This window comes from Streptomyces sp. NPDC001709 (assembly GCF_053596375.1).
This window is the reverse complement of record NZ_JBSFGB010000048.1, coordinates 21,056-45,904: the sequence shown is the minus strand read 5'-3', so window position 1 is coordinate 45,904 and position 24,849 is coordinate 21,056. Positions and strand designations below refer to the sequence as shown.

Sequence of the window (24,849 nt, the reverse complement as noted above, 5' to 3'; positions counted from 1 at the left end):
TCAGCCCGCCCATTGCACCTCCACGGTGACGCAGGTGCCCTGTTCCGGGCCGCTGTTCACCCGCACCACCCCGTTGACCTGCTCGGCGCGGCTCCGCATGCCCCGCAGACCGAAGCCCTGGGCCTGTTCCGCGCCGAATCCCCTGCCGTCGTCGGTGATCTCCAGCAGGACCGATGTCGGATGGTAGCTCAGTCGCACCTCCACCCGGCTGGCCTGGGCGTGTTTGCGCACGTTGGCGAGGGCCTCCTGGGCGCAGCGCAGCAGCACCACCTGGACGGCTGCGTCCAGCGGCAGCGGTGTCCCGCTGATGCGGGCCTCGGCGGTGATTCCCAGCTCGGCTCCGAGACGGGCCGTGATGTTCTCGATGGCGGTGGCCAGGGGAGCGCTGCGTAACTGGAGCGGGCCACTCGCACTCACCAGGGCGCGGGCCTCGGCGAGGTTCTCGCTCACGGTCCGCTGCGCCAGGTCGAGGCGTTCGAGGACCCGGTCGGGATCGGTGCGCGCGGCGGTGTCGGCGGCCCGCAGCAGCATCAGGGTGCTGGTGAGCCCCTGGCAGATGGTGTCGTGGATCTCCTGCGCCATACGGTGCCGTTCGGCCATGACACCTGCCTCGTGGTAGGCGGAGGTGAGCAGGATCCGGCTCTCCTCCAGCTGCCGTATGAGATCGCCGCGCCGCCTGTTCTCCGTCAGCAGTTGGGTGACGAAGAACCCGACGAGCAGCGCGAACAGCCAGGTGGTCGCGTTCTGCAGGGCGGTTTCGCCGACCGCCCGCGCGGTGAAGCCGTGCCGGTCCAGGTACAGCGCGTCGCTGAGGAGGGTGACGACCACGCAGCAGGCAACGGCCAGGCGCACCGGGGTCAGCAGCGCAAAGGCGGTGGGCAGGACCAGGTACAGTGCGACGGAGGCACGGTCGTCGACCGCGATCAGCACCAGCGTGCCGACGCAGGCGCAGGCCAGGAAGATACGCCCGGTCCTCGGTGGCCGGTCGCCCGACAGCGCGGGCGCGCCGAAGGTGACGTAGCCGGCAGCGAGGCCGTAGAGCACCAGATGCGCGGCCGGGGAGGCGCCGTCGGCCCACAGCAGCACCTCCAGCACGAGTCCCATGAGGGTGAACGAGGCGTGCCACCCGAGGAGGATGCGCATCAGCCAGCCCTGGCTGCTGTCCTCCTCGGTCACGTGCAAGGCGGGCTCGGTCCCGGTCAGCCGTCGTCGCGGCCCTTCCAGCGAAACGTCTTCAGACATACGGCCAATCCCACTAGGGCGAAGGCGGTCAGCGCCAGCGCTGTCGGTGCGTGTCCCCAGGAGTGGCCTGGCTCGTACGGGCGGAAGGCGTCCGGCAGGAACACCGAACGCATGCCCTGGCAGATCCACTTCATGGGGAAGAAGGAGGCGACGATGCGCAGCGGATGCGGCAGCTCGTTGAACGGTACGAACACGCCGGAGATGAACTGCAGCACGATGACCGGCAAGAACACCAGGGCTCCCGCACTCTGCGGGGCCACGAAGCTGCTGTAGGCGAGGCCGAGCAGGGTGCAGCTGACGATGCCCAGGACGAAGACCCAGAGGAAGGTGCCCCAGCGGCCGGGGTCGGTGGGCAGGTGCAGACCGAAGAACGCGGTGCCCAGGCCCAGCAGGACGGCGCTCTGGCCGGCGCTGGAGACCAGCACCACGGCGATCTTCCCGGCGAAGTAGGCACTCTTCGGCATGGGCGTGGTGCGCAGCCGTTTGAGGGTGCCGTTGGCCCGCTCGCCGACGACCTGCAGGATCATGCTCTGGAAACTGGTCGACATGATGCCGACGCCGAGCATGCCCGTGACGTAGATCTGCTGCGCGTCCACCCCCGTGTCGCCTACGCGGTGTTTGAACACCGAGGCGAGCAGCACAAGCATGAGCAGGGGCATCAGGAAGGTGAAGACCACCTGGCTCTTCTCGCGAAAGAACTGCTTGATCTCCAGGGCGCTGCGGGCCGCCGCGATCTTCCAAAGAGGCAGCCCGGGCCGGGGCGGGGCGGTCGTGGTGAGGGGCGGCGCGCTCACGAGGCCTCTCCGATCATGTTCAGGTAGATGTCTTCCAACGTGGGCCGGGTCACGGTGAGTTCGCGGACTGTGCCGCCGTAGCGGCCAGCGAGGTCGAGGACGACCGCGGTGGGGTCCATGGTCTCCAGGCGGTGGGCCCCGTCGTCGTCGCTCCAGCCGACCACCGATTTGGCCAGGTGCCGGCCGCCCAGACGCCGCGGGGTGTCCGTGTCCACGATCCGCCCGGCCGCCAGGACGGCGACGCGGTCGGCGAGGTGCTCGGCCTCGTCGAGGTAGTGGGTGGTGAGCAGGATGGTGGTGCCCTCGCGCTGCAGATCGCCGATGAGGTCCCAGAACTGGCGGCGCACCTCGGGATCGAACCCGGTGGTCGGCTCGTCGAGGAACAGCAGCTCCGGGCGGCCCACGATGCCGATCGCCACATCGAGGCGGCGGCGCTGGCCGCCGGAGAGCCGCCGGGCCTGCCGGCCGCGGTGCTCGCTGAGCCCGACGGCCGCCATCAGTTCGTCCGGGTCGTGCGCGCGGTCGTAGAAGGAGGCGAAGTGCCGCAGGATCTCCTGGACGGTCAGCTGCGCGTAGTCCTGCGCGTCCTGCAGGACCACACCGATGCGCGTACGCCAGGCCGGTGCCGCGGAACCGGGGTCCGCGCCGAGCACGCGGGCCTCGCCGCCGTCGCGGTCACGCAGCCCTTCCAGGATCTCGGTGAGCGTCGTCTTGCCCGCACCGTTCGGGCCCAGTAGGGCGAAGACCTCGCCCTGGCGCACGCTGAGCTCCGCCACGTCGAGGACCAGGCGCTCACCGTAGGCCTTGCGCACGTTACGTGCGTGAATCACTTGGTCGGTTGCCACGTTGAGGACCCTAGGGATCGTCGTCGCCGGCCACAGGATGCTGTCGTATGAGGCCCGGGGTCCATCGATCGATGGACAGCGCACTGGCGGGCGGTCGGCGCCGGGCGTCCCAAACAGTTTGGACAAGGCTTCGAACACGGTCGGCCAGCATGCAGCTCAGCACGTCGGCCTGACATGAGGAGCGGATGGATGGAGATCATCGGCCGGGGCTTCGTCGCCCAGAACTTTCGTCCCATCGCGCACCGCCACCCGGACGCGGTGCTGTGCGCCACCGGGGTCGCGTCCACCACCGCGACCGGGCACGAGGCCTTCGCCCGGGACGCGGCCCAGCTGTACGACGTCATTGCGAGGTGCGGTGCGAAGGGGCTGCGGCTGGTGTACCTGTCCACCGCCTCGCCCGCCATGTACGGCCCATCCGAGGCCGGTTGGGGCACCCAGGAGGACGGTCCGGTGTACCCGACCCTGCCGTACGGTCGGCACAAGCTGGCGATGGAGACGGTCGTGGCCCGCTCCGGGATCGACTTCCTGATCGTACGCATGACCAATCTGGTGGGTCTTCGGCAGCGGCCGCACCAGTTGCTGCCGTCCCTGACGACCCAGATCCGCTCGGGACGGGTGCGGGTGTTCGAAGGCGCCCATCGCGATCTGCTGGACGTCGCCCACGCGCGAGCGGCCGTGGACGGCCTGCTGGAGGCGCGGGTCACCGGGGAGGTGATCAATCTGGCGTCCGGCGTCTCGGTGCCCGTCGAACAGATCGTCACGCGGATCGAACGGCGGCTGGGGGTACGAGCCGATTGGGAGCGGGTGGCGTCGGACAGCTGGGGAGCGGGTACCGCGGTGTCCATCGCCAAGCTCTCCCGGCTGCTGCCCGGCGTCGAGGAACGCTTCGGGCTGGGACCGCGGTACTTCGAGGGCGTCATCGACCGCTATCTCGTACCCGAAGCGACAGTGGTCGCCTGACCCCACCGCCTCACCAGTGGGGCGCGCGCGGCATCCACCTCGGGATGCCGCCTTCGGCGTTGACGCCCTTCTCCATGAACGCGATGTTGTGATAAACATGCAAGCCCGTCAGATATGCCTCGGTCTGCGTCGGGGTGCTGCCCGGCGCGCGGTCGCGTTCCTCGTAGTGCAGATCGTCGATGAGGGACTTCACCAGCCCGATCATGGTGTGATATGCGTCCAGATCCTTGTCGTCGCCGCCATAGCCCGGCAGGTACGAGGTCCACAGATCCTCGATGACGTAGAAGCCGCCCGGACGCACATGCGGGAAGAGCGCGGTGAACGATGTGCGGACGTGCTCGTTGATGTGGCTGCCGTCGTCGATGACGATGTCGAAGGGGCCGTGCTCACGGGCCAGCGCGTCCAGGGCGTCCGGGTCGTTCTGGTCTCCGCGCAGGATCTCAAGGCGCGGGCCCTCGAGGGCGGACTTGTCGAACAGGTCGAGACCAAAGACGGTGCCCCGGTGGAAGTAGCGGCGCCACATCTTCAGCGAACCGCCGCCGGACGCGGAGTCGCCGTAGCCGCCAACACCGATCTCCAGCAGTCGCACCGGGCTGTTGCGCAGCGGAGCGAAGTGCCGTTCGTAGTGCGGGGTGAACCAGTGGGTCTGCCCCCACTTGTCCGAGCCGTGGCGCAGCGCCAGCGCGCCGAGATCGGGGGTACGCGGGGACAGCGCGGCGAGCACCGTGGACGTTGCCGCGGCGATCGAGGGCTGCGCCTCGCGCGGCGGGAAACGCGTCTCGTGCGCGGTGGCCAGCTCGATGCGCCGGGTGCCCGCGGTGCGTGCGAGGTCGACGCCCCACAGCTCGCGCACCAGGTCCTTGAGACGGTAGACGATGCGCACGTCGCACTTCGGATTCAGGCCCTCCGCGAGGTGCACGGGCCGGCCGACGGTGAGCGTCAGCGTGCGGTCGGTGGCCGAGTCGTAGCCGTCGTGCTCGATGCGCAGGCCGACGCTGACCTCGCGCGGGTTGACCGGCGGTTCCAGGCGGGTCAGCAGCTCAGCCACCGCCAACTGCGCGGCGCGCGCCGGTCCCACGATGTCGACGGCGTCCCGCAGCGCCCGGGGCGTGTCCCCGGCCGCGCTGACGAGCTGTTGGATCTCCGCCGTCCCGGTGGCCTGCGAGGCTTCGTCGGCCTCGATGTCCGGGGGCGTGCCAGTGGGGGGTGAAACCGTCACCTTTCCTCCTCAGAGATGGATGGTGCTTTCAGACCCGGCCGATGTCTTCCCGGGTCTGTTCGAGTTCTGCGCAGATGTCCCGCACCGCGGCCGGCAGGCGGTCGGCGAGATCGGCGGCGTGTGCCGCGGGTACGGCGTCCTCGCGGTACCGCAGCACCCCGCCGTGCCGGGGAGGCAGCCACAGCTCGACGGTCAGCTCCGGGAGCGTGCGGCGCGGCGCCAGGTGCACGTACTCGGCCTGTCCGCCGCCCAGGGACAGCACCGCGGGCGGCAACTCCACCTGCAGCAGTTGCGCTTGCAGCAGGGGGTGGCGATGACAGCCCTCGGGCAGCTCGGGCAGGATCGCCTCCATCGGGACCAGGGGCGGGCGCATCGCCTCACGCAGCTGTCCGGCCGCGGCACGGACCAGGTCGCCGGCCTCGACCGCGTGGTGCGGGGCGCGCACCGGCAGCAGACCGGCGAAGCAACCGATCGCGGTGGCGGCCTGCTCCGTGAAGCGGCCGGTGGCCGGCACCGCCACCACCGGCTCCGCCGCGCCGGTGTAGGAACGCAGCAGACGGACACATACGGCGTGGAACACGGCGAGGCCGGTGCCGCCGACCGCGGCGGCGGCCCGGTCGGCGCGCTCGCGCAGCTCCCCCGGGATGTCCAGGGGCAGTTCCGCCGCCGGACCGCTCCACGGCCGCCGGCCGCCGAGCGGGAAGCGCAGCTCCGTCACGTCGCCCAGGCGGCTCGCCCAGCGCCACGCCGCCTGCGGGAACCGCGCGTGATAGCGCTCGCGCTGGTCGTCGGCGGCCCGGTAGTAGGAGGGCGCGGTGTCCGTGAAGGGCGGCCGACCGGCGGCGAGCGCGTCGTGGGCTGTCTCCAGGTCCCGCAGGAAGAGCCCGGCGGACCAGCCGTCGAAGACGATGTGGTGGACCCCGACGGCCAGCAGGGGACGCCGGCCGGCGACGGGGATCAGGGCCGCTCTGAGGGGCGGGCCGGCGGTGAGGTCGAACGGCCGGTGCGCCCAGGCACGGGCCTGCTCGACGGCCTCCTGAGGACTCGCGGCGGTCGGCTGCGTCTCCAGCAGCGGACCCACCCGGTCGCTGTCCAGCACATGCACGTCCGGCACACGCGGGCCGTCGGTGAACCGGGAGCGCAAAGCCTCGTGCCGTCGTACGACCGCCACAAGGGCGGCGTCGAGCAGAGCTGGGTCCGCCTGGTGCGGCAGCCGGTAGACCATGGGCACGACGTCCTCGTCGAGGTGCCGTCCGTCGCGCGCCGCGGCCCAGAACACGCCCTGCGCCACAGGGGCACGGACGGTGCCTTTCCGGTCCGCCGTCTGGTCCGGTGCGGGCGGCAGGGCCGGCGCGGCGGCGAGCAGCGCGGCGATGGCACGGGGCGTACGCGCCGTAAGGGCGGCGGACGCGTCGACGTCCCGGCCCAGGCGGGCGCCGACCCTGGTGGCCAGCCGGAGCGCCGTCAGCGAGGTCGCGCCGCGGTGGAAGATGTCCTCGTCCGGCGCGACCGGGCGGTCGAGCAGTGCGACGAGGGAGTCGAGGACGAGGCGCAGGACGTCCGGTCCCCGCGCGCCGGGCTCCTCGTCCTGCCCGGGGGAGGGTTCCCCGGGCCCGGCCAGCCGGGCGGCGAGCTCGGCCAAGGCCCGCTGGTCGACCTTCGCGTTCGTCGTGAGGGGCAGTTCGTCCAGCGGGAAGAGCAGGTCGGGCAGGAAGGACGCGGGCAACTGCTCGGCCAACGCACAGCGCACCACGTCGGCGGGCACGGCCGCCGACTCGCCCGTATAGAAGGCGGCGAGGTGGGTGTTGACCGGGGAGGTCAGCGGCAGGGCGAGCGCGTGCGCCTGTCCCACGCCGGGCACGGCCTCGATCAGGCGCTCGATCTCCTCGGCCTCGATCCGCATCCCCCGCACCTTTATCTGCCGGTCGCGGCGGCCGAGGAAGATCAGGCGCCCGTCGTCGTCCATGCGGGCGATGTCACCGGTGAGGTAGACCCGCCGGGGTCCGCCGGGCAGCGGGAGGACCGGGAAGCGCCGCTCGGTCTCGGCGGGGTCACCGAGGTAGCCCATGCTGAGTCCGTCGCCGGCGACCGCAATCTGTCCCGGCACACCCTGTGGCACGACGCGGTGGTCGTCGTCGAGCAGGTACACGGAGGTGTTCACCGAGGGCGTCCCGATCGGCACCTCGTCGGGCACCGCGCCGTCGGCGATCCAGGAGGTGCTGCTGATGGTGTTCTCCACCGGCCCGTAGCAGTTGACCACCCGCAGCGCGGGATGAGCCGTCCGGCAGCGCTCCAGGTGCCGGGCGGAGGCCCGGGAACCACCGGTGTACAGCAGCCGCAGCCCCGTCAGGGCGCCCAGATCGTCCTCGACGAGCGCGTTGAGCGGCGCGGCGGAAATGACCAGGGCGTTGACCCCGTCGCGCAGGTGGGCACGCAGGGTGGCGGCCGTCAGCGGGCCGCCGTCGTGCAGTACGCAGGTGCCGCCCCGTAGCAGGGGCACCCACAGCTCCAGCGCGAAGACGTCCCAGGCGGGGGAGGCCGACTGCAGGCAGACCATGCGGCCCGGCAGGACGTGCGTCGGGTCCAGCGCCGTGCGCAGGACGCCGAGATGCGGGGCGAGCACCGCCTTGGGTTCTCCGGTGGTACCGGAGGTCAGGAAGACGCACGCCCCTGCGAACGTACCGGAACCGGCCTGTGGTCCGTCGGCGCCTGCCGCACCGGGAGCGGGCCGGGACGGGACGAGAAGGTCCGCGATTCGCGCCGTGGGAACCGGGTGCGCCGCCTCTTCGGCCTCCGGCTCACCGTCGCTGCCGGAGTCCGCGTGAAGCAGCAGAACAGCGCCGGTACGGCGCAGCAGTGCCGCTCGCCGGAGTTCCGGCCAGTCCTCGGGGACGCAGACGTACGCGGCGTCGGCCAGCAGGATGCCGAGGAGTCCCGCGACCGTCTCGGGTGTGCGCGGCGCACACACCGCCACCACGTCACCGGAGCGGACACCCCGTGCGCGCAGACCGGCGGCGACAGCGCGGGCCGCAGCGAGGAGTTCGCCGTAGCCGACCACCCGGTCCCGGGTGCGCAGCGCGGGGGCGTCGGGCCGTTCGGCCGCGCGGCGCGCCACGACCACATCGATGCGTTCGCCGTCCGGATGGGCGGCGCTGGGGCCATGCAGCACGGCGAGGGAGCGGTTCCCTGTCGGCATCGGGTTCCTTTCGGCGAGGCGCGCTCAAAGCGGTGGGAGCCGCCGGGGCGACGGGGCGCCCGGTGCGGGTAGAAACCGATCGTGGTCGGCGGGCTTCGAGATCCGTTCGAAACGCCGTCTCGCAGACACCCCGGGCATCCCCGCACGATCCGGTCGACTGACGGCCGGGTCCTCCGGTCGATGGACCCCAGAATTCGATCTTTGGGACCTCATGGCGTGGGTCGCCCCCGGGACAGACTCGTCCCCGAACCGACCCCCCAACGGGACAGGAGTCCTCCATGAAGTACCAGCGCTCGGCACGCAAGGGGCTTGTCCTGGCCGGCGTGGGCATAGCCGCGGTACTCGGTCTGGGCGGCCAAGCCTCCGCGGCTCCGCTGCTTGCGGTCAGCCCGGCCTCTGCACTGTCCGACGGCCAGTCCGTTTCGGTCACGGGCAGCGGCTACACGCCCGGCTCGACGATCGTGCTCCTGCAGTGCGACGCGGACAAGCCGCAGGGCACCGCCTGCGACAAGCAGAGCCTGGTGGCCGTCACCGCCGACGCCCAGGGCTCCATCAGCACCAAGTTCACCGTGCACAAGGCCTTCACGGGCACCGACCTGACCGGTGGCACCGGCACCACGTCCGTGGACTGCGGTACCGGGCACTGCTACATCGGCTCCACCGACGCCACGCACCCCGGCTCGCAGGGTACCGGTGTGGTGATCAGCTTCGGCTGAGCCAGGTCCTCCCCAGAACGGCGCGGACCGGCCCCCTCATGACCGGCAGGCCCGCCCCGATCACCTCGCCGCCCCGGCCCCCGCGGGGCGGCGAGGTCCGCGTCCTGTTCGCCCCACGGCCCTTTCAACGGATCCCAAAGGATTTTCGATCAGCGCTGCCCAGGATGAGCGCGATGACAGTTGGCGGTGCGGCCGCATCCCCCGGACCCCCGCGTGTCACCGGCCCATCCCTATTCACAGAATGAGGACGCATATGCTCGCCGAGTTGCTCGCCAGGTCCGGCAAGTCCCTGCTCAAGGACGTACCTCCGGACGGCCGCCGCTACTGGGCCGCGAGGTTCTGGGACCGGGAGGCCGCCGAGCAGCATCCGCTGCTGCGCGATGACTTCCTGCGCCAGAAGGACACCATCGCCGGCTACCTCAAGCAGTACGGCACCGAGACCCAGAAAGTCCTCGAATTCGCCTGTGGCACAGGCGAATTCACCGCCCTGGCGGCCGAGCACACCTCGGCCCGCGCCATCACGGCGCTCGACATCTCGGCCCAGGGTCTGGAGATCGTCCGGGGGCGGGTCACACACGAGGGCCTGCGCCTGGTCTACGGCGACTTCTGGGCAGACAACAAAGTCGGGACGGCGGACCTGGTGATGTGCGTGGACGCCATCCACCACCTCGGAGACGTGCGCAAGGTGCTGGAACGCATGAAGACCTTCACCGAACCGGGCGGAGTGCTGGTGGGCAACCTCTGGACGGGCGACCACTTCCACGACTTCGAGCGCCGCCGCTACGGCACGGTCAACCACCTGGTGCGCACCGCCGGCTTCTTCGGCACCGCGGCGGCGATCCGCGTCTCCCGCGGCCGGCTGCGCACCGGCGCCTACCGCACGCAGCTGATCAACAGCTGGGAGGGAGCCTCGATCCTGCGGGACCTCTTCTCGGAGGTCCTGGAGCTCGACGTGCACCGTCACTTCATGTCGTTCGTCGTCAAGCTCTGACGCCCCGTCCGCCCGCCGGAGCAGACCTGCCCGGGATCCGGCGGGAGGACGCACGCTCAGGGCGAGACCGTGCGGTGGGCCCGGCCGGCGACGGCCTCCAGCACGTCCGCCTGCCGTACGAGACGTTCGTGTTCCACGTGGTGCTCCGCCGGGCGCCCGGTCAGCTCGGCGAAGCGCCGCAGCGCGTTCGCCCACTGGTCGTCCGCCCGCAACACCCGCTCCTCGACATGGTCCTGCCGTTCGATGCGCAGCACCGGCCCGGTGGTGGCCGGCGGGGTGAAGGCCCAGGCGAGGGAGATACGGCCGGCTTCGCCCCACAGCGCGTACGTGTTGCGGTAGCCGTGGACGAAGCCGAACGCGCACTGGGCCGCGAGGCCGTCGGCGCCGCTCAGCAGCACCGTGCCGGCGACGTCCACCCCCGCCTCCGCGTCGATGCCGAGGGTCGCGCCCAGCACGGCCGGCGCGTCGCCGAGGAAAAGCTGGGCCGCTCGCAGCGGGTAGCAGCCGACGTCCAGCAGGCAGCCGCCGCCGAGTTCGGGATGGTGGCGGATGGTGGAGCGGTCGGCGAGCGGAAAACCGAACTCGCCGGTGAACAGCCGGGGACGGCCGATCGCGCCGTCCTCGACGAGCCTGCGCACCTCCGCGTGCTGGCCGTGATGGAGAAAGGTGAAGTTTTCCATGACCAGCAGGTCACGGCTGGCCGCGAGCGCCGTCAGCCGGCGCGCACCCCGGCCCGTCGTCGTGGCCGCCTTCTCCAGCAGGACGTGCTTGCCGGCCTCCAGCGCCGCCGTCGCCCACTCCTCGTGCAGGGCGACGGGCAGCGGAATGTAGACGGCGTCGATGTCCTCGCGCGCCAGCAGCGCCTCGTAGCCGTGCAAGAGGGTGCCGCCGAACCGGTCGGTGAAGGCACGGGCCTTGCCGGCGTCACGGCTGGCCGCGGCGGCCAGCGTCAGCCCGGCGGCTCGCACCGCCGGCGCGGCACGGCGCACCGCGATGTCCGCGCAGCCGAGGACGCCGATGCGCAGCCGACCGTCGGTCACCACCGCACCTCCAGCCGGTCGGGACGCGGAAAGGCTGTGGCCAGCTGCCAGGTGAGGTCCCCGACCGGCTGCCCGAGGCGCAGGGCCACCCGGCGGTCGGCCAACACCTCGAGCAGGAGCCGCAGTTCCAGGCGGGCGAGCGGGGCGCCGAGGCAGAAGTGGATGCCCGCGCCGAACGCGAGGTGCGGGTTGGGGGAACGATCCAGCCGCATCCGGTCGGGGTCGGCGAAGACGGCGGCGTCCCGGTTGGCCGAGTTCATCAGCGGGACGACGGCCTCGCCGGCGCGTATGGTCCGGCCGCCCAGTTCGACGTCCTCGACGGCGATGCGCAGCGACCCGAAGCCGGAGGCGACCTGGCTGTAGCGCAGGGCCTCCTCGACCGCGCCGGGGATCGTCGCCGGGACGTCGAGCAGGGCGGTGTAGCGGCTCGTGTCGCCCAGGAGGTGCAGCAGCAGGTGAGAGATCGCGGCGGTGGTGGTGTGATAGCCGGCCACCAGGAGCGTCATCGCGAACGTGACCAGTTCCTCGCCACTGAGGGAGTCCTCGTCCTCGGCGCGGACCAGGCGGCTGAGCAGGTCGTCGCCGGGAGCGGCGCGTTTGGCGGCGAGGAGCTTGCCCAGGTAGCCCATGAGGCTGCGGGCGGCGGACTGGGCTGCCGCGGCGGCCTCGGCTGCGCCGGGCCCTGCCGGGGACAGGGTCAGGATGTGGTCGCTCCACCGCCGGAACTCGTCCTGTTCCTCCGCCGGGATGCCGAGCAGCTCGCAGATCACCCGGATAGGCAGGGGCAGCGCCAGCGCGTCCAGCGCGTCGGCACGCCGGTCCTCAGCCAGGAGCATGCTGTCCACGAGTTCCTCGGCGATCCGCTCGACGCTCGGCCGCAGGGCCTCGATGCGTCGCCCGGTGAACTCGCCCGACACCAGGCGGCGCAGCCGGGTGTGGTCGGGCGGGTCCATGGTGACCAGGGAGTTCGAGCCACGGTGGATGGGCAGGATCCGGGGCGCGTCCGGGGCGGTCGCGGCCTGCTTGCTGAACCGGCCGTCGGTCAGGGCCGTACGCACGTCCTCGTACCGGGTGAGCAGCCAGCCGGTGTGGCCGCCGGGCAGTCGTACCCGGGCCACCGGCTCGTCGGCGCGCAGGCGCGCGTAGGCCCCCAGCGTGGCTCCGGGTGTGGTGAACGGGAAGGGGAATTCGGGGACGGTGTCCATCGTGGACATGGTTGCTCCCAAGGGGTGTCGTCCGGCTCGGAGGCCGGGTGGGTGGCGTGTGGGCGTGCGACGGCCGAAGGCCAGGGACCGGTGGCGTGTGTCACCAGGCGACAGGACGGCAAGCCCGCAGGAAGGTGCCGGTAGGGCCCGAGTCCGGGAGAGTGGCGGCCCACACGATGTCGGCCGCGGCCTCCTCGGGCTCGATGGTCGCGGAGGGCATCATGCGGGTACGGACGCGTCCGGGATTGACCGCGTTGACGAGGACGCCACTGTCCCGGGACGCGGTGGCCAGCAGCACGGTCACCGCGTTCAGCGCGGCCTTGGAGACCGCGTAGGCCGGCGTGCCCGGGTGCAGCCCGTGACTAAAGGCGCCGGTACCGCTGGACACCATGACGACCCGGCCCCACCCGTGTTCGAGCATGCCGGGCAGGAAGTGCTGCGACACGCGCAGCGCGCCGAGCGTGTTGACGGCGAAGGTGTCGGCGACCAGGGCGGGCGGCACCTGGTGGGGCGGGCGGCCGTCGTCGAGCAGGACACCCGCGTTGTTGATTAGGATGTCGACCGGGCCGACCAGCTCGTGCGCGGCGCGCACAGAGTCGTCGTCGGTCACGTCGAGGACGACCGGGCGGGCTCCGGGACCGAGCCGGCGAGCGGTCTCCCGGGCGGCGTCGGCGCGGCGCGCCGCGACAACCACGTCATGGCCTTCCGCGAGCAGACGGGCACTGACCGCCAGCCCGAGCCCGCGGTTGGCGCCGGTGACCAGCGCGGTGCGGCGGGTCATGAGGCCACCAGCCGGTCCCGCACCGCCTCGGCCAGCGCGGTGAGCTGCGCCGGGTCCGCGGCACAGGGCATGAGGACCAGTTCGTCGCAGCCGTCCTGGTCGTAGGCGGCGGCGGCCTTCGACACGGCCTCGGGCGTGGTGAGCGCCTCGGACACCACCCGGTGCAGGTACGGGCCGGTGTTCCGGTAGCAGTCGCCGAGATAACGCCGTGCGGAGTCGGCGGCGCCGTCACCGAGCGCGAAGTAGCCGAGCGCGACGACGCGCGGGCGGACCGTGCGGCCGGCCTCCCGCCACGCCTGGTGCAGGCGATCGAGGCGGGAGGCGAACGGTTCGGCGGAGCCGCTTCCCGAGATCCAGCCCTGGGCGTACCGGGCCGCACGGCGCATCGCCGCGTCCGAGTGCCCCCCGATGAGTAGCGGCGGCGCGCCGTCGGGCAGCGGCGGTCCCACACGTCCCGCGCTGTCCTCCGTGCCGCCCTGCCACAGGGTGCGCAGGGAGCCGATGAGCGCGTCGAGGTCCCGTCCCCGGTTGCGGAAGGCGGCCCCGGTGGCCGTGTAGTCGTCCTCGCGGCCCCCGACGGCCAGCCCGAGCGTCAGCCGCCCGGCGGCGACGCGGTGCAGGGAGGCCACCTGCTTGGCCAGCACCACGGGCGCGCCGCGCGCGGCGCCGAGCAGGACGGTGGTCGTCAGCCGGATCCGGCCGGTGACCGCGGCCGCTGCGGCCAGGGTGACCAGGGGGTCGTAGTTCCCGTACGTGATGCGGTCGAGAACACCCAGTGAGGCGAAGCCGCCTTCCTCTGCCCGCACGGCCCACTCAAGGAGTTGCCGCGGGCTTGTACCGGAGACCATCGACGGCAAGCCGACACCGATCTGCATACGAAAAGCTCCCGGTCTTCGACGACAACGTGTCCGCCACTGTCGCTGCCGGCTCTCAAGAGCGTGTCTGATGCCGTTCGGGCCCCCGCACGCCGGAGCGGCCGGGCGACCCCAACGAGGGTGGAACGGTCCTCCATGACGGCGCACGATGCTGGGGCGGGCGCTGTGCGCCCCGTGATCCGGTGACGTCTTCACAGAGGAAGCAGTCTCGCGATGAGAAACCGTACTGCGCCGTTGTTCCGGCGCGCCGTCGCCACCGGGGCGGTGGGCGCCGCACTGCTCAGTGGCATGGCCCTGGGGACCGTCCCGGCCCAGGCCCAGCCCCGGCCCGCGGCCGCCGTGAACGTCAAGGTGCGCGTCGCCGACGTCCTGGCCGTCCGCGTCACCAACGGCGACTACCGGCTGACCTGGACGGCGTCGGTACCGGACGTGAGCACGCGGATCTACGTGTCCACCGACCCGGCGCTGCGGCCGGGCCACCGCAACCTGGTCACGGTCACCTCCGGCACCGACACGACCGTGCAGGGACTCGACCCGCTGCGCCGCTGGTACTTCGCCGTGGTGCCCGACGGCGGCGCCGCCACGGTCACCGCCGCGCGCACGGTGACGCTCGACGGGGTCGCCAACTCCCGCGATCTGGGCGGCTACCCGGCCGCGCACGGCCTGCGGATCCACTGGGGCACGGTGTTCCGCTCCGGCCGGCTCACCCCGTCTTCCGACCTGGGACGGCAGCAGCTGGCCGCACTGGGCCTGACGGAGGTCGTCGACTTCCGCAGCACGGCGGAAGCGGCCCGCGAGGGACTCGACCCACTGCCGGACGGGACCGTACACATCGCGGACCCAGTGGGCGACCCCGACCAGGCGGTGCCGCCGACCACCCCGCCGTCCGACGACCCGATCGCCGACAACTACCGTCTGTTCGTCTCCAATCCGAACCTGCGCCGCCAGTTCACCGACGGGCTGCTGCGCGCCGCCGACCCGGACCAGCGCCCCCTGATGTTCCACTGCACCGGCGGCAACCACCGCACGGGCTGGATGACGGTCGTCCTGCTCAAGGCGCTGGGCGTGCCCGACGCCGTGGTACGTCAGGACTACCTGCTCTCCACCGGCACCAGCGAGGCCTACCTGAACGCCGCGTACGACGAGATCCAGCGGGACTACGGCTCCTTCTCCGCCTACCTGTCCTCGGGACTGGGCATCTCGCCCGGCACGGTGGCACGGCTGCGGGCGACGCTGCTCGTCCGGTCGTGAGGGGGCGGGCTGTGGTGCCGCGCACGGCGCGCCCGGACCACGCCGACCGGGACGCCGACGTACTCGTCGTGGGCGCGGGCCTGACCGGTCTGTCCGCCGCCGTGTTCCTGGCCTGGCAGGGCCACGCGGTGACGGTCGTCGAACGCCACGCGAGCGCCCTGGCGCACCCCCGGGCGCGCAGCATCAACCCGCGCACGGCCGAACTGCTGCGCCAAGTGGGCATCGAGGAGGCGGTCACCCGGCAACAGGGCTATGAGAGCCAGTTCCCGTCGGCGTATATGCTGCGCGCCGAGACCCTGGCCGGACCCGAGACGGGCCGCACGGAGCAGCGACCGCCCGCGGGCGCCCGGGAAGGGCTCCGCGTCAGCCCCGCCTCCTGGAGCCTGATCGACCAGGACCGGCTGGAGGGGCTGCTGCGGGCCCGCGCCGAGGAACTGGGCGCCGACATCCGCTTCGGTCACGAGATGCTCTCCTTCACGCAGGACCCGGACGGCGTGACCGTCCGGCTGCGCACCGGCCGCGGCGCGGAGTGCGTGCTGCGGACCGCCTACGTGATCGGGGCGGACGGTCACGCCAGCCGGGTGCGCAACCTGCTGGGCACCGAACTGCGCGGCCCGGGAACCCTCGGCCATGTCGTCAGCATGGTCTTCGACGCCGACCTGAGCGGTCCGCTGCGCGGCCGACACGACCCCGCCCGGGGCCGCTTCATGGCCTCCTGTCATCTGGGCAGCCCGGCACCCGGCACTGTGCTCTTCCCGCACGGGACGCCGGACCGCTGGGTGTTCAACACCCCGATGTTCCCCGGTCGCGGCGAGCGCATCGAGGACTTCGACGACGAGCGGTGTGTCGCGGCGGTCCGAGCCGCCGTCGGTGTGGCCGGCCTCTCGGTGCGGCTCATCCCGCAACTCGCCGACGGGACGAAGGTCCTGAGCTACCGCATCGGCGCGGGCGTCGCCGAGTCGTTCGGCTCGGGCCGGGTCCTGCTGGCCGGCGACGCCGCGCACGCGATGCCGCCCACCGGGGCCTTCGGCGCCGGTACCGGCATCCAGGACGCGCACAACCTCGCCTGGAAACTGGCGGCGGTCCTGGCCGGCCGGGCCGGCGACGACCTCATCTCGACGTACGAGGCCGAACGGCGGCCCGTGGCCGACTTCACTCTGGGACAGGCGCTGCTGCTGATGCGCCAGCGCGGTGCGCTGCCCGAACCGCCGTCCGGTCACCGGCCCGTCCCCTACGACGCGGTCGTCTTCGGTTACCGCTACCGCTCCTGCGCGGTCCTCGACGAGACCGGCGAGGCAGGCTGGGACGAGGAGGCGGTGCCACCGCAACTGCTCACCGGCCGCCCTGGGACACGCGCCCCGCACGTGGCCGTGCCCGGCACAGCGGAGGGATCCTCGCTCGACTGGTACGGCCGGGAGTTCGTGCTGGTGGTCGCGGACGGGAACGGCTCATGGGCCACGGCATCACGCGCGCTGCACGGCCGGAACCTGGTGGTGCGGGTGCTCGACGAGGAGTCGGCCGCCGTGCACGGCATATCCCCCGAGGGCGCGGTGCTCGTACGGCCGGACGGCTTCGTGGCCTGGCGCTGCACGGGCGCACGGCCGTGTCCCGACCGCGAACTGGCGGACACGCTGGACCGGGTGGGCTGCGGCGTCGCACCCTGACCGGCACACACCCCAAGGGGGCGGGGCATCGCGCCCCCGCCCCCTGTTCTCCACGTCCGGTCAGGCCATGCCCGTCAGGCGACCAGGCCTGTCAGCACGTCGTACAGCGTCCGCTCACGGTCCGGCTCGTCTCCCGCCGGCGAGCGCCAGGCCACGAACCCGTCCGGCCGTACGAGCACCGCGCCCGTGGCGGACACGCCGTAACGGGCGCCCCAGTCGGCGCCGTCCGCGACCAGGCCGCCGGCACCGATCCGGTGGGCGCGCAGCGGAACCGGTCTCCGCGCCGCCGCCCCGGCCGCGGCCTCCAGCCAGCGCTCGTCCTCGGTCAGCAGCGTGAAGGCGTCGCCGAACAGGTCGAGCGTGGACAGCCGCTGGTCCTCGTCGCGCAGCCACATGTGCGGTGCCCGGGTGCCGGGTGCGCCCGTGAGGTCCAGCCCGGGCAGCAGGGGAGCGGCGTGCCCCGGCCCGGCCACCGCCGAGGAGGTGTAGCGGTAGCCGAGGGTCACCACGATGTCGTCGACCATGCGCTCCTGGTCGCCGTCCTCGGCCAATTCGTGCCGGATGCGGTTGCGCAGCAGCGCCTGCTCGGCCATGGCGGCGCCCAGCGGGCGGCGTTCGGCGTCGTAGCTGTCCAGCAGCCCGTCGCCCGCCCAGCCGTGCAGCACGGCGGCCAGCTTCCACGCCAGGTTGTGCCCGTCGTGGATACCGGTGTTGGCTCCGAAGCCGCCGGCCGGCGGGTGGACGTGCGCGGCGTCCCCGGCCAGGAAGACACGCCCCGCGCGGAAGGCCGACGCCACCCGTTGCGCGCCCTCCCAGGGCACGGTGGCGACGATCTCGACCTCCAGGTCGGGGACTCCGCTGGCGTCCCGCACGACCTGGACGCATCGTTCCTCGGTGAAGTCCGCCGAGGATTCCCTCTCCGGGTCGTAGAGGGCGGCCCCCGCCCAGGGGTCGCAGCCGTGCAACCGGGACAGGGTCATCGTGGTCGGCCCCTGGGTGGCGTAGCACAGGATGAACTTCCGCCCGCCCATGATCTCTTCGAGCCGCGGAGCCCGGAAGTAGATGCTCAGCGCGTGGAATACGGTGCCCCGGCCGTGCTGGGTGATGCCGAGGCTGCGGCGCACGGAACTGCTCGCGCCGTCCGCCGCGACCAGGTAGTCGGCGCGCACCAGCCGTTCGCTGCCGTCGTCGTCATGGGATCGCAGCACGGCGAAGACACCGGTGTCGTCCTGCCACAGGTCCACCAGCTCGGTACGGAACAGAACCTCGGCGCCCGCCTTCTGCGCGTGCTCCAGAAGCACCGGCTCGTAGCGGTCCTGCCCGCAGCCCATGACGGTGACGGGAGAGATCCCGGCCCCGTCCAGCCGGGGGGCCTCCACCACCTCGGCGTCGCCGATCTCCGCGAGGGTGGTGGTGCGCAAGATGCCGCCCTCGAAGTAGGGCAGGGTGTCGCCCATCTCCAGAGCGCGGATGTCCTCCTCCAGCCCCACGGAGCGGAACAGCTCCAGGGTGCGGGCCTGGATGCCCGGCGCCCGGGGCAGCCGGGAGGTCGCGTCGCGGCGCTCGATCAGCAGCGGCCTGATGCCATGCCGGGTCAGGAACAGGGCGGTGGACAGGCCGACCGGGCCGCCCCCGACCACCAGCACCGGGACATGCAGGGTCTCGTCAGGTGTCTCGTCGTCCTCGGCCGAGGAGCGGGGCGCCGCTGCGGAGTCGTTGTGCGTCATTTCGCTCTCTTCCTCACGCGCCGGTGCCGGCGTCACCGGGCTTGCGCGCGACGACCAGGGTGTCGTGCGCCCCGATCGACGCCGTCTCGACCGACTCAAGGCCCGCGTCGGCGAGCCATCGAGTGCACTCGGCGAGTGTGTACTCCGACCCGCCGTTGGAGATCAGCTGCATGTTGAGGCTGATGAGCGTGTTCCACGGGTCGCTCGGCTCGTCCTCCAGCAGCTGGTCGTAGATCAGCAGCGCACCGCCGGGCCGTACCGCGTCCGCCATCTTCTTCACCAGGTGGGCGCGTTCCTCGGGAGTCCAGTCGTGCAGGACATGGCCCGTGATGACGACGTCGGCGGGGGGCAGCTCGTCGGCGAAGAAGTCGCCGCCGCTGAACACCGCCCGGTCCGTCAGCCCGAAGCCTGTGATGTGTTCGTCGAACATCGGGCCGATCGGCGGCAGGTCGAACACCCCGCCGGTCAGGTGCGGATGGGCGGTGAGGATGCCGGCGAGCAGGTTGCCCCGCGCGCCGCCCACGTCGAGGACGGTGCGGTGGGCGCCCCAGTCGAATGCCGTGCAGATGTCTGCGGCGAGCGGGCCGCTGATCGCGTCCATCATGCGCAGGAAGTTCCTGAGACGGCTGGGTTCGGCCATCATGCGCTCGAACGCGGCCGCCTGGTCCTCGCGCCCCGCCAGCTGCGGCTCGCCCGTGCGCAGCAGGCCCGTCAGCCCGGACCAGGCCGGGTACATCATGTGGTTGGCGCGCTCCAGGAAGGCACCGCCGTACTCGGGCTTGGCCTTGTCGAGATAGCGGTCGGCAGCCGGCGTGCTGGCATACCGGTCGCCGTCGCGGCGCAGCAGGCCGCAGCAGACCAGGGCGGTCAGGAAGTCCCGCGCTGCCCGCGGATGCAGCCCCAGACGCTCGCGCAGCTGTCCCACCGTGGCCGGACCTGCGGCCAGCACCGTGAACAGGTCCAGCTCGATGGCGCTGAGGACGACCTTCGCCTGAGCGAAGGCGATGCCGAGCCGGTTGATGTCCTCAAGGCTCGTGGGTTCAAGGGTCGGTGAGGTGTGCGTCACGTGGTCGTGGCCCCTTTCCGGCGGTCGCGTCGACAACACGGGACACACTGACACCCGGCGTTCGAGCTCGGATCCAGGAACCGTCGGCGTGCCCGCAGAGCGGCCCCAGCGGACCCCCAACTCTCTTGGAAAAGCCTGGCGGACGCTGGTCCGGCCCGCCCGCCAGGGCGGACACGGAGCGCGGAGGGAGGTCCCATGGCCGGGGAGCACCAGGCCGCCCGTGCGCGGCGCGCACTGGGCCGGCCGAGGTGGTTCGTCACCCTGTTCCTCACGGACATGTGGGAGCGGTTCAGCTTCTTCGGAATGCAGGCCATCCTGGTCCTGTTCGCCACGGCACCGGCACACGACGGGGGCCTCGGGCTGCGCAGGACACAGGCGCTGGCGCTGTACGGGGCCTACGTGGGCGTGATGTTCGTCGCGGCGATGCCGGGCGGCTGGGTGGGAGACCGGATCCTGGGCGAGCGGCGGGCCGTGCTCGCCGGCGGCGTCGTCATCGCCCTGGGACACGCCACGATGACCCTACCGACGACGGCCTGCGCCTACGCGGGCCTGGCACTGATCGCCTGCGGCACGGGGCTGCTGAAACCCAACATGCTGGCCCTGCTGGGCCGGTTCTACCCCCCAGACCGAAGCGCCGAACGCGAGGCCGCGGTGTCGGTCTTCTACGTCAGCATCCAGATCAGCGCGCTGGCCGCCCCGCTGGTGACCGGTTTCCTGGGCGAGACGTTCTCCTGGCACTGGGGCTTCGCCGCGGCGGGCGTCGGCATGGCCTTCGGGGTGCTCCAGTTCGCGTGGGGCATCCGGTCCTTCGGCACGGTGGGCGCGGCCCCCGGGCATCCGGCCGCGCCGGATCACCTGCGGCGCGTACTGCGGATCTTGGCGACCGCGGTCGTCTGTGTCGGCGCGGCGGCCGGCGCGGACGCGGTGAGCGGGGCATTCCGGCTGATGCACGCGGTGGCGGCGATGGGCCTGGTCACCATGGTCGCGCCCGTCCTGTGTTTCCTGGCGCTGCGCCGCAACGCGGCGCTCGACGTCGGCGAGCGGGGTCGCGTCACCGCGTTCGGATGGGTGCTCGGGGCCACTGCCTTGTTCTGGATGTTCGTGATCCAGGCTGGTTCCGTCCTCAGCCTGTTCGCCAAATGGTCCACCGACCGGCACCTGGCCGGCACCCAGGTGCCCGCCGGCTGGTTCCAGTCGGCGACACCGCTGTTCATGCTGGTGATCGCCCCGCTGGCGGCCCGGCTGTGGACGACCTCGGGACGGCGTACCTCGCTGCCGGTGAAGCTGGCGGCCGGGCTTGGGCTGGCCGCCGCGGCCATGGCCACGATGAGCGGCGCGGCCGCGCGTGCGGCTGGCGGCCACCTGGTATCACCCCTGTGGCTGCTGGCCGCCTTCTTCCTGCTGGCCTGCGGGGAGGTGGTCCTCGCCCCGGTCGGACTCAGCGCCTCCGCGGACATCGCGCCGGCCGCCTTCGCGGGCCGTGCCATGGGCCTGTACTGGATGTGCTCCGCGTTCGGCGCGGCCATCGGGAGCCAGCTCGTGCACCTGACGGACGTGGTGCCGCAGCCCGTCTACTTCCTGCTGCTCGCCGCCACCGGTGCCGCCGCCGCGGGCGTGCTGCTGGTGGGCCGCCGGGCCCTGACGCACCGGCTCGCCATGCCCGTGCCGACGACACCGCAGGCCACGGGACCGGTCACCACATCCGCATTCTGACGGCTTTCCCCGTACCCCTTCGATTTCCCGAAGGGCTGGCAATGCCCTCGGAAGAAAACGAAGAAAAAATCAGCGAAGGCCTTTTCCAACACCGTCCCAGCCCGAGCAAACTCCCAGACCAGAGGGCTGGAAGGCTTCTAGATCGGTTCTCTAAGAAGTGCCGGAAAGATCTGGGTCAGAAAATCGAGCAGCGGAGGAAAAGCACGGTGGAACGCAGGCTCATCGTGGCACGAATGGACGAACAACACGCACATGCCGTCGCCGACGCGTTCGCCGCGTCGGATGCGGGGCCGCTGCCGGGCCTCGTCGGCGTCACCGGCCGCTCACTCTTCCACTACCGCGGTCTGTACTTCCACCTCATCGAGGCGGAGGAGCCGGTGGCGGAGCGCATCACCGAGGCCGCGGCGAACCCGCACTTCGAGGACATCAGCCGCCGGCTGGAGCCGTACGTGAAGCCGTACGACCCGGACACCTGGCGCGGCCCGGCCGATGCCATGGCCACCCGCTTCTACACCTGGCGGGCGCGGTGACGGCCGGCGCCGCACCGCGGCCCGAAGGGCCGTCGGCCCTGCCGCCCGCCCCGCGTGCGGTGGCCTTCACCGACGCCGAACCCAACCGCCGTCGCGGCGGCGAACTACGGATCGTGCTCGGCCCGAACACGGCCGGCGCCACAACGGGGTTCATGGGCCTGCTCACCCTGCGCCCGGGCGAGTTCGTCAGCGAGCACTACCACCCCTACTCGGAGGAGTTCCTGTATGTCACCCGGGGCGAGGTGACCGCGCGCCTGGACGGCCGGCCTGTTCCGGTCCGGGCCGGCGAGGGTGTCCTCGTGCCGCGTGCGATGCGCCACCGCATCGAGAACCACGGTGCCGAGCCGGCGGAAGCGGTCTTCCACCTGTGTCCGCTGGCGCCTCGCCCGGAACTCGGCCACGTCGACACCGAGGCGCTGCCCACCCCGGACGAGCCGCAGCCCGAGGTAGGAGTCACCCGGTGAACCGGCGTCGGGCGGTCATCACGGGGCTAGGCGTCGTCGCACCCGGCGGAGCCGGAACCAAGGAGTTCTGGTCCCTGCTCTCCGAGGGGCGCACGGCCACCCGTCCCATCTCGCTGTTCGACGCGAGCGGATTCCGCTCCCGGATCGCCGCGGAGTGCGACTTCGACGCCGAGGCCGAGGGCCTGACCGCAGACGAGATCCGCACCCTGGACCGGGCGGCCCAGTTCGCGGTGGTGTGCGCCGAACGCGCCCGCGCGGACAGCGGCCTCGACGGCGCCGTCACCGACCCACACCGCTTCGGTGTCAGCCTGGGCACCGCGGTGGGCGCGTCGACCGGGCTGGAGGCCGGCTATGTCGCCCTGTCGAGGCGGGGCCGCGACTGGGTGACCGGTGTCGCCTCCGAACTGCCCCAGCTGCGCGACCATCTGGTGCCCAGCAGCTTCGCCGCCGAGGTCGCCCGGCGCAGCGGTGCGCAGGGTCCGGTGACCACGGTCTCGACCGGCTGCACATCTGGCCTCGACGCCGTCGGCCACGCCGTCGCGCTGATCGAGGAAGGATCCGCCGACGTGATGCTGGCCGGCGCGACCGACGCACCGATCACCCCCATCACCGTTGCCTGCTTCGACAGCATCAAGGCGACGACTCCCGACAACGACGACCCCGCGCACGCCTCCCGGCCCTTCGACCGGCACCGCAGGGGATTCGTCCTGGGCGAGGGGGCGGCCGTGTTCGTCGTGGAGGAGCACGGCCGCGCGCTGCGCCGCCACGCCCGCGTCTACGCCGAGGTGTCCGGCTTTGCCACCCGGTGCAACGCCTACCACATGACCGGTCTGCGGCCCGACGGCCGGGAGCTGGCCGAGGCGGCCCGCACGGCGCTGGACCGGGCCCGGACCGACGCCACCGCCGTCGACTACGTCAACGCCCACGGCTCGGGCACCCGGCAGAACGACCGCCACGAGACCGCGGCGCTGAAGAGGGCGCTGGGAAGCCATGCGTACGACGTTCCGGTCAGCTCCGTCAAGTCGATGATCGGGCACTCGCTGGGCGCCATCGGCTCCTTGGAGATCGCTGCCTGCGTGCTGGCGCTGGCGCACCAGGTGGTGCCGCCCACCGCCAACCTGCGCACCGCCGACCCGGAGTGCGACCTGGACTACGTACCGGTGACGGCCCGGGAGGCCCGGCTGGACACCGTGCTCACGGTCGGCAGCGGGTTCGGCGGCTTCCAGAGCGCCATGGTGCTCGCCAGGCCGGGGAGGGCCGCATGAGCACGACTGCGCCCGACACCGCCGCCCGCACCAGGGTCACTCCGGCCGGCCGCTCCGGCGAGGCGGTGGTGACCGGCATCGGGATCCTCGCCCCTGGCGGCACGGACACCGAGGAGGTGTGGGCGAGCGTCCTCGCCGGGCGCAGCGCCATCGGCCCCCTCACCCGCTTCACCCCCACCGGGCCCGCCCGGCTGGTCGGCACGGTCCCCGACGAGACGTTCACCGCCGCCGTGCCGAGCCGGATCCGGGCGCAGACCGACCGCTGGACGCAGATGGCGCTCGTCGCCGCCGAGGCCGCTCTGCACGACGCGGGCCTGGACGATCCCGGGCAGGGGCCGTACGACCCGTACGACATGGCCGTGATCACGGCCAGCGGATCCGGCGGCACCGAGTTCGGGCAGCGCGAACTGGCCCGACTGTGGACCGAGGGACCGGGGCGGGTGTCCGTCTACCAGTCCATCGCCTGGTTCTACGCGGCCACCACCGGCCAGCTGTCCATCCGGCACGCCCTGCAGGGACCGTGCTCCGTCCTGGTCGCCGACCAGGCGGGCGGACTCGACGCCCTGGCGGCGGCCCGCCGCGCGCTGCGCACCGGCACCGCTCTGGTCGTCACCGGCGGAACCGAGGCCCCGCTGTCGCCGTACGCGCTCACCTGCCTGGACGCCGACGGGTCCGTCAGCCACCGTACGGATCCCGCACGCGCCTACCTCCCGTTCCACGAGGACGCGTGCGGATACGTGCCAGGGGAGGGTGGCGCGTTCCTCGTCACCGAGGACGCGGCGGCCGCCCGCGCACGCCGTGCCCCGCGGGTGTACGGCCGGCTGGCCGGACACGCCGCGACCTTCGACGGCCCCGGAGAGCCGAAGGGCAGCGGGCTCGCGGCCGCCGCCCTGGGCGCGTTGCGGGACGCCCGAGTCGAACCCGCCGGGGTCGACGTGGTGTTCGCCGACGCGGCCGGCGACCGGGTGCGGGACACGGCCGAATCGCGGGTCCTCGCCGAGCTGTTCGGGCCGCACGCAGTACCGGTGACGGCGCCGAAGACGCTGCTCGGGCGGCTCAACGCGGGCGCCGGTGCGCTGGACGCGGCCCTGGCCCTGCTGGCCCTACGCGACGGCGTCGTCCCGCCGACCGCCCTGCCCACCGCGCCGAGCCCCGAGCATCCGATCGACCTGGTCGTGGGCCGTCCGCGCGCCGCCGAGCTGCGTACCGCGCTGGTGCTCGCGCGTGGGGCGGGCGGCTTCAACTCGGCGCTCGTACTCACCCGCGACAGGCTCCCACCGCACCGCACATGAGAGAGGACGGACA

At 72.4% G+C, this 24,849-nt stretch carries 21 protein-coding genes; 10 read left to right on the top strand and 11 right to left on the bottom strand.

The genetic code is table 11. The features are described 5' to 3' along the window. From ACWC0C_RS41560 to ACWC0C_RS41550, 3 genes are read right to left on the bottom strand one after another with little or no spacing between them, the layout of a single operon-like run. The gene (locus ACWC0C_RS41560) at positions 1–1,242 is read right to left on the bottom strand and encodes a sensor histidine kinase (RefSeq protein ID WP_450869861.1); all 1,242 of its coding nucleotides are present in this window, start codon (positions 1,240–1,242) and stop codon (positions 1–3) included. Beyond that, entirely contained in the window at positions 1,200–2,036 is an 837-nt protein-coding gene (locus ACWC0C_RS41555) for an ABC transporter permease (protein WP_450869859.1), read from the bottom strand. The genes ACWC0C_RS41560 and ACWC0C_RS41555 overlap by 43 nt, the downstream gene beginning before the upstream one ends. Next, entirely contained in the window at positions 2,033–2,848 is an 816-nt protein-coding gene (locus tag ACWC0C_RS41550) for an ABC transporter ATP-binding protein (protein ID WP_450869857.1), read from the bottom strand. Before ACWC0C_RS41550 ends, ACWC0C_RS41555 begins: the two co-directional genes overlap by 4 nt. A 222-nt stretch (positions 2,849–3,070) precedes the next feature. On the opposite strand from ACWC0C_RS41550, the gene ACWC0C_RS41545 reads away from it, so the two are divergent. Next, positions 3,071–3,841, top strand: coding sequence for an NAD-dependent epimerase/dehydratase family protein (locus ACWC0C_RS41545; RefSeq protein ID WP_450869855.1), 771 nt, complete (start codon positions 3,071–3,073; stop codon positions 3,839–3,841). A 10-nt stretch (positions 3,842–3,851) separates the two neighbouring features. On the opposite strand, the gene ACWC0C_RS41540 is transcribed toward ACWC0C_RS41545, so the two are convergent. Next, positions 3,852–5,060, bottom strand: a complete 1,209-nt coding sequence (locus ACWC0C_RS41540) for a hypothetical protein (protein WP_450869853.1) — start codon at positions 5,058–5,060, stop codon at positions 3,852–3,854. A gap of 28 nt (positions 5,061–5,088) precedes the next feature. Beyond that, a complete protein-coding gene (locus ACWC0C_RS41535; protein ID WP_450869851.1) occupies positions 5,089–8,256 on the bottom strand; it encodes an AMP-binding protein in 3,168 nt (1,055 codons plus the stop codon). 278 nt (positions 8,257–8,534) lie between these two features. On the opposite strand from ACWC0C_RS41535, the gene ACWC0C_RS41530 reads away from it, so the two are divergent. Both ACWC0C_RS41530 and ACWC0C_RS41525 read left to right on the top strand, forming a co-directional pair. Then, entirely contained in the window at positions 8,535–8,972 is a 438-nt protein-coding gene (locus ACWC0C_RS41530; RefSeq protein ID WP_450869849.1) for an enediyne antibiotic chromoprotein, read from the top strand. Positions 8,973–9,225: 253 nt separating this feature from the next. Next, positions 9,226–9,963 carry a class I SAM-dependent methyltransferase gene (locus tag ACWC0C_RS41525; protein WP_450869847.1) on the top strand — a complete coding sequence of 246 codons (738 nt, stop codon included), beginning with the start codon at positions 9,226–9,228 and terminating at the stop codon, positions 9,961–9,963. A 56-nt stretch (positions 9,964–10,019) separates the two neighbouring features. Here the strand turns inward: ACWC0C_RS41525 and ACWC0C_RS41520 are convergent, their stop codons facing one another. The 4 genes from ACWC0C_RS41520 to ACWC0C_RS41505 all read right to left on the bottom strand — a co-directional run bounded on the left by ACWC0C_RS41520 (position 10,020) and on the right by ACWC0C_RS41505 (position 13,864). Next, on the bottom strand, positions 10,020–11,003 hold the full coding sequence (locus ACWC0C_RS41520) for a Gfo/Idh/MocA family protein (RefSeq protein WP_450869845.1): 984 nt from the start codon (positions 11,001–11,003) through the stop codon (positions 10,020–10,022). Beyond that, positions 11,000–12,217: a cytochrome P450 gene (locus ACWC0C_RS41515; RefSeq protein ID WP_450869843.1), complete on the bottom strand. Its 1,218-nt coding sequence runs from the start codon at positions 12,215–12,217 to the stop codon at positions 11,000–11,002. Before ACWC0C_RS41515 ends, ACWC0C_RS41520 begins: the two co-directional genes overlap by 4 nt. Positions 12,218–12,308: 91 nt before the next feature. After that, the gene (locus tag ACWC0C_RS41510; RefSeq protein WP_450869841.1) at positions 12,309–12,989 is read right to left on the bottom strand and encodes an SDR family NAD(P)-dependent oxidoreductase; all 681 of its coding nucleotides are present in this window, start codon (positions 12,987–12,989) and stop codon (positions 12,309–12,311) included. Next, positions 12,986–13,864 carry an LLM class flavin-dependent oxidoreductase gene (locus ACWC0C_RS41505; RefSeq protein ID WP_450869839.1) on the bottom strand — a complete coding sequence of 293 codons (879 nt, stop codon included), beginning with the start codon at positions 13,862–13,864 and terminating at the stop codon, positions 12,986–12,988. Before ACWC0C_RS41505 ends, ACWC0C_RS41510 begins: the two co-directional genes overlap by 4 nt. 213 nt (positions 13,865–14,077) lie before the next feature. Here ACWC0C_RS41505 and ACWC0C_RS41500 point away from each other — a divergent pair, with 213 nt between their 5' ends. After that, positions 14,078–15,115, top strand: a complete 1,038-nt coding sequence (locus ACWC0C_RS41500) for a tyrosine-protein phosphatase (protein ID WP_450869837.1) — start codon at positions 14,078–14,080, stop codon at positions 15,113–15,115. An 11-nt stretch (positions 15,116–15,126) separates the two neighbouring features. Beyond that, positions 15,127–16,779: an FAD-dependent oxidoreductase gene (locus ACWC0C_RS41495; RefSeq protein ID WP_450869835.1), complete on the top strand. Its 1,653-nt coding sequence runs from the start codon at positions 15,127–15,129 to the stop codon at positions 16,777–16,779. 74 nt (positions 16,780–16,853) lie between these two features. Here the strand turns inward: ACWC0C_RS41495 and ACWC0C_RS41490 are convergent, their stop codons facing one another. Continuing rightward, positions 16,854–18,506 (bottom strand): FAD-dependent monooxygenase, encoded by a 1,653-nt coding sequence (locus ACWC0C_RS41490; protein ID WP_450869833.1) that lies wholly within the window; start codon positions 18,504–18,506, stop codon positions 16,854–16,856. 13 nt (positions 18,507–18,519) lie between these two features. Next, the gene (locus ACWC0C_RS41485; RefSeq protein WP_450869831.1) at positions 18,520–19,572 is read right to left on the bottom strand and encodes a methyltransferase; all 1,053 of its coding nucleotides are present in this window, start codon (positions 19,570–19,572) and stop codon (positions 18,520–18,522) included. A 195-nt stretch (positions 19,573–19,767) separates the two neighbouring features. Between ACWC0C_RS41485 and ACWC0C_RS41480 the strand changes: the two genes are divergently transcribed. The 5 genes from ACWC0C_RS41480 to ACWC0C_RS41460 all read left to right on the top strand — a co-directional run bounded on the left by ACWC0C_RS41480 (position 19,768) and on the right by ACWC0C_RS41460 (position 24,836). Further along, entirely contained in the window at positions 19,768–21,285 is a 1,518-nt protein-coding gene (locus tag ACWC0C_RS41480) for a peptide MFS transporter (RefSeq protein WP_450869829.1), read from the top strand. Between the two features lie 206 nt (positions 21,286–21,491). Next, positions 21,492–21,815, top strand: coding sequence for a TcmI family type II polyketide cyclase (locus tag ACWC0C_RS41475; RefSeq protein WP_450869827.1), 324 nt, complete (start codon positions 21,492–21,494; stop codon positions 21,813–21,815). Further along, positions 21,812–22,279: a cupin domain-containing protein gene (locus tag ACWC0C_RS41470; protein WP_450869825.1), complete on the top strand. Its 468-nt coding sequence runs from the start codon at positions 21,812–21,814 to the stop codon at positions 22,277–22,279. Before ACWC0C_RS41475 ends, ACWC0C_RS41470 begins: the two co-directional genes overlap by 4 nt. Further along, on the top strand, positions 22,276–23,544 hold the full coding sequence (locus ACWC0C_RS41465; protein ID WP_450869823.1) for a beta-ketoacyl-[acyl-carrier-protein] synthase family protein: 1,269 nt from the start codon (positions 22,276–22,278) through the stop codon (positions 23,542–23,544). Before ACWC0C_RS41470 ends, ACWC0C_RS41465 begins: the two co-directional genes overlap by 4 nt. Next, on the top strand, positions 23,541–24,836 hold the full coding sequence (locus ACWC0C_RS41460; protein WP_450869821.1) for a beta-ketoacyl synthase N-terminal-like domain-containing protein: 1,296 nt from the start codon (positions 23,541–23,543) through the stop codon (positions 24,834–24,836). Before ACWC0C_RS41465 ends, ACWC0C_RS41460 begins: the two co-directional genes overlap by 4 nt. Positions 24,837–24,849 lie beyond the last annotated feature (13 nt).